General features: G+C 63.0%; 3 protein-coding genes. All 3 read right to left on the bottom strand.

What is annotated here, in order from left to right; translation table 11 throughout:
- Positions 1–284: 284 nt before the first annotated feature.
- Complete coding sequence (pckA, locus tag HQL56_18415) at positions 285–1,883, bottom strand: phosphoenolpyruvate carboxykinase (ATP) (protein ID MBF0311492.1); 1,599 nt, start codon at positions 1,881–1,883, stop codon at positions 285–287.
- A gap of 566 nt (positions 1,884–2,449) precedes the next feature.
- Positions 2,450–3,703, bottom strand: coding sequence for a glucose-6-phosphate isomerase (locus HQL56_18410; GenBank protein ID MBF0311491.1), 1,254 nt, complete (start codon positions 3,701–3,703; stop codon positions 2,450–2,452).
- 2 nt (positions 3,704–3,705) lie between these two features.
- Positions 3,706–4,610, bottom strand: a 905-nt coding sequence (locus HQL56_18405; protein ID MBF0311490.1) for a M23 family metallopeptidase, incomplete at its 5' end; no start/stop codon positions are given.

Below are 4,610 nucleotides of genomic sequence, written 5' to 3'. Positions count from 1 at the left end.
TATCTTAAATTCTCGTATCTGTTCAGGTATACGGGGTCGATTATCCTCCCCGACGGGTCCAGGGCGGCGCCCTGGGACTTTATCCTTTCGCCGTTGACCTTCAACCCCATGGGGTCCAGGGGGCACCCCTGGGACTTTTCCTTCCGCCGTTGACAGGATCATGCCGCGCTGTGCTGGAGTCTGAATAGTTACATCTTATTGGTTCATTTATAGGAACGGACCCAGGAAAAAGTCAAAGGAGAGAACATTTCCTTTTTTTGATACTTAAAAGATTGAAAAGATCTTTATACGCTTGGTCCGCTCTCTCTCACTGCGAGGCTCACCTTGCTGGCGTGGCGGGTGAAGTTATCCGCGAAGCGTTTGGCCAACTGCCTTGCCTGATAATCGTAGGCCTCTCCGTCCCGCCAGGTTTGACGGGGTTGCATCAGGTTACTGCTCATTGCCGGAATCGCCAAGGGAACTTGAAAACGGAACAGGGAATCCTCGCGGGTGGGAATGGTGTCCAGTTCGTTGGCCAGAATGCGGTTGACGATGTTGCGCGTCTCTTGGATGGGCATGCGGCTGCCTTCTCCGAAGGGTCCGCCGGTCCAGCCCGTGTTGACCAGCCAGCAGCGGGAGCCGTGTTGCGCCAGTCGTTCCCCCAGCATCGTGGCGTAAACCGTCGGATCCTGCACCATGAAAGGTTCGCCGAAACAGGAGGAGAACGACGCCACCGGATCCTTGATGCCGCGTTCGGTTCCTGCCAGCTTGGCGGTATAACCCGAAAGGAAATGGTACATGGCCTGATCCGGGGTCAATCGGGCCACGGGAGGCAAAACGCCGAAGGCGTCGGCGGTGAGCATGATGACGTGTTCCGGATGACCGCCCTGACTGTCGGGCTGGATGTTGTCCAGAAAGGCCAGGGGATAGGCGGCGCGGGTGTTTTCCGTCAGGGCTTCCGAGTCGAGATCCAGTTCGCGGGTCTCCGGATGGCAGACCACGTTTTCCAGCACGGTGCCGAAACGCCGGGTGCAGGCCCAGATCTCCGGTTCCGCCTGGGCGGACAGCCGGATGGCTTTGGCGTAGCAGCCGCCTTCGAAGTTGAAGACGCCCTGGGGGCCCCAGCCGTGTTCGTCGTCACCGATCATGCGGCGGTGTACGTCGGTGGAAAGGGTGGTTTTGCCGGTGCCGGAGAGACCGAAAAAGATGGCCACGTTCCCCCGTTCGCCCACGTTGGCGCTGCAGTGCATGGGCAGCACCCCTTCCTGGGGCAGCAGGTAGTTGAGCATGGAGAATATCGATTTTTTGTTTTCTCCGGCGTAGTGGGTGGCGCCGATCAGCACCTCCCGCCGACCGGGATGCAGGATGATGAAGGCTTCGCTGTTGGTGCCGTCCTGTTTGGGGTCGGCGGCGAAGTGGGGTGCGGCGATGATGTTCAGATCGGGGATGGCCAGGGTGTCCCGGGGCATGGATCCGTTGATGAAGAGATTACGGGCGAAGAGGGCGTGCCAGGCCAGTTCCGTCACCAGACGCACCCGGCGGCGATGTTGCGGATGGTGGCAGGCGCAGACGTCTTGCACGAAGAGGTCTCGCCGTTGCAGATAGGCCAGCATGCGGCTGCGCAGGCGCATGTAGCGTTCTTCGTCGAAGGGTTGGTTGACCCGGCCCCAGGCCACCTGATGGCGGCTGGAGGGTTCGTCGACCACGAAGCGGTCGTTCGGGGAGCGTCCGGTGTAGCGACCTGTTTGCACCACCACCGCGCCGTTGTTGGTGATGCATCCTTCCTGACGCCGCACGATCTCCTCGTAGAGCAGGGCCGGGGGCAGATTGTGGAGGAGGCGTCCCGTCTCCTGCAGTCCCTGGTTGGCGAGTTGATTGCGCAAGGCGTCGATCATGCGGTTCATTTCACACTCCAACACGAGGCGAGAAAAGAGGACGCAACCCACGGGAGGACCGATCCGGGTAACTAACCTCTTTGCCTCTATTTATAAAAAGGGTTGGGGGAGGCTGAGGGGGAGCTCTGCTGCCCCCTCAGGACTTTTCCTTAATCTTTTCCCTCTATCCTTAATCTTTTTCCTCTATCCTTTCCCCGCCCAAAAAACCGGGAGTCGAACCTCCGGGGCCTCATCCCGGAGGTTCGACGACCTGGCGGGGATTTTATTACCTGGCAGAAGGCGAATCAGCCTCACCGATTCGCCTTCTGCCAGGGCCGGACGGTGGTCGCCTTTCACGGGCAATGCGCTGGCCTTGGGAATCGATCAAAAGGCTGATCGACTCCCAAGGCCAGCCAAGGCGGGCTCGCTTTTTGGCCAACTTTTTCGGGAAAAGGCCCCCGAAAAAGTTGGCTGTGAGCGTGGCGAGCCTGAAGGACAAGGCAAAGTCCCAGGGCGCTGCCCTGGACCCGTCGGGGGGGGGATAATCCCCCCCGAACCCCCGTATACCTGAACATCCATCTTTACCTGGAAATTCTCTATTTTGCCAGATAGGCCATGGCCCGGATTTTACTTTCTTCCACGGCCGGCTGATCATAGGCATCGATATGGAACATCTCCGCCAGCAGGGCGATCTCCACCTCGGCTTGAAGAATCAGGGCGCCGAGGGCTTCCGGGCGGCTGGCGGGCAGCAGCACGGTGCGTACCGGCAGGCCCTGGTGAATCAGGGTGTCGCGGGTGCCGTGGAATTCCGCCGTGAAGAGTTGTCCCAGGGGGCGGTTGGCCAGCAGGGCCAATTCCTGGATTTCCGGGAAGCGATTGGCTGCGACGGCGCCTTCCGTGGCCAGTTCCGGGTCGAAAAGCAGGGTGAATTGTTTGTCTCGCGGGCCGTCCAGGAAGAGTTGCAGCACCGAGTGCTGATCGGTGACGCCTCGGGCGGAGAGGGGGGTGAGGCCGCGATGTTGGCCCTGTTGATCGATTTTGCCGAGGCTTTCCGCGCAGAGTTGGGCATACCAGGCGGTGAGGCGGTGCAGATGGTCGCCGTAGGCCACCCAGACGCTTTGGCTGCGGCCGGCCAGGGAGAGGTGGAACTGGCTGAGGGCCATGCGCAGGGCGCGGTTGCGTTCCGGGTCGGTATCGAGCAGTCCGGGTTGGGCGGCAAGTGCGCCGGCCATGATCCGTTCCACGGGTACACCGGCCAGAGCCGCGGGCAGCAGTCCCACCACCGACAGCACCGAAAAGCGGCCTCCCACTTCGGGGAAGGGCAGAATGGGCAGTTCCAGGGCTTTGGCCATGCGCCCCAGGGGGCTTTGCGGCACGCCGGTGACCACGCAGACCCGTTGTTTCAGGTCCGGCAGGCGTTCCAGGGTGGGCAGCAGGCTCAGGAACTGGCTCAGGGTTTCGGCGGTGCCGCCTGATTTACTGATCACCAGCAGGAAGGTTTCCCGCCAGTCCACAGTGGACAGGGAGGCCAGGGAGCGGGGGTCGACGTTGTCGCAGAAGCGCACCGGCAGACCTTCCGGGTTGCCGTGGGCTGAGGCCAGCATCTCCCCGCCCAGGGAGCTGCCGCCGATGCCGAGCAGCACCACTCGGGAGGCGCGTTGCCGGATGGTTTGTTCCCATTGTCGTGTCAGCTCCAGCGACTCTTGCGCCGTGCCGAGCAGCCGCAGGAAGGCGGGTTGCCGGCCCTCCTGCCAGGCCAGGAGGCGTTGTGTGAGCCGCTCTCCGGTGACGCTGTCGTGGGAGGGCAGGATATGAAAATCATCTTCCTGAATGACGAGGGGGTTGTCCATGGTCAGTTGCTATTCTTCGGCAGATAGGTCAGGGGGTTGAGGGGTTTGATGCGTTTGCGCAGTTCGAAGTGCAGTCGGGGGGTATCGACCTCGCCGCTTTGGCCCACGGTGGCGATCTGGTCGCCCTGACGCACTTTTTGCCCTTGTTTGACCAGAATCTGGGCGTTGTGGGCATAAGCGGTCATGAAGCCGCCGCCGTGACGCAGGATGATGAGGTTGCCCAGGGCCTGATGGCCGTTGATGGCGTAGGAGACCACGCCGTCGGCGGTGGCGCGCACCGGGGTTCCCGCATTGGCGGCGATATCGATGCCGGTGAAGGTCCGGCCCCCCTTCTTGCCGAACTGTTGCACCACGGGGCCTTTCACCGGCCATTCCCACTGTTTGGGTGCGGCGGCGCGGGCCACCCAGTTGTTGGCCCGTTCGAGTTCGGCGGCGTTCACCTCCTTCACGGGGGTGGCGTGGGCCGATTCCGGGGGCGGAACGGGGGAGGCGGGTTTCTCCTCCTCGTCCTGGTCGGGAGTTGGCGCGGTCTCCTCGGCGGGTTTGGCGGCGAGGGGTTTGGGTGGCGGCGGCGCGGGGGCCTTGGCCGTCACCGCGGGCGGCGCGGGAGGAGGCGGCGCCACGACCGGGGCGGACGGTGTCACCGCGGGCAGCGGCTGGGGCGGACTCAACTCCCCGCCGGGGGTTTTGCCGGTGGCCACCAGGGGTTTGGGCGGATCGACCGGTGGCGGTGGTATGTTACGGTTTTCCAGCGGATGGGGCACCGGGCCCTTCTTGTTTTCCGTGGGGGCTTTGGGGGATTCCGCATGGCTCGACAAGGTGGGAGGCGGCAGCATCTCTTCGCTGACCCGAACCGGGGCCAGGGGAGCATTGGCGGAGGGGAGGGGGGCCTCTTCCGGCTCGGGGG

The organism is Magnetococcales bacterium (assembly GCA_015231925.1).
In the GTDB taxonomy this organism is placed as follows: Bacteria; Pseudomonadota; Magnetococcia; order Magnetococcales; family JADGAQ01; genus JADGAQ01.
The sequence above is the reverse complement of the archived record's forward strand: the minus strand, read 5'-3'. Positions and strand labels throughout refer to the sequence as shown.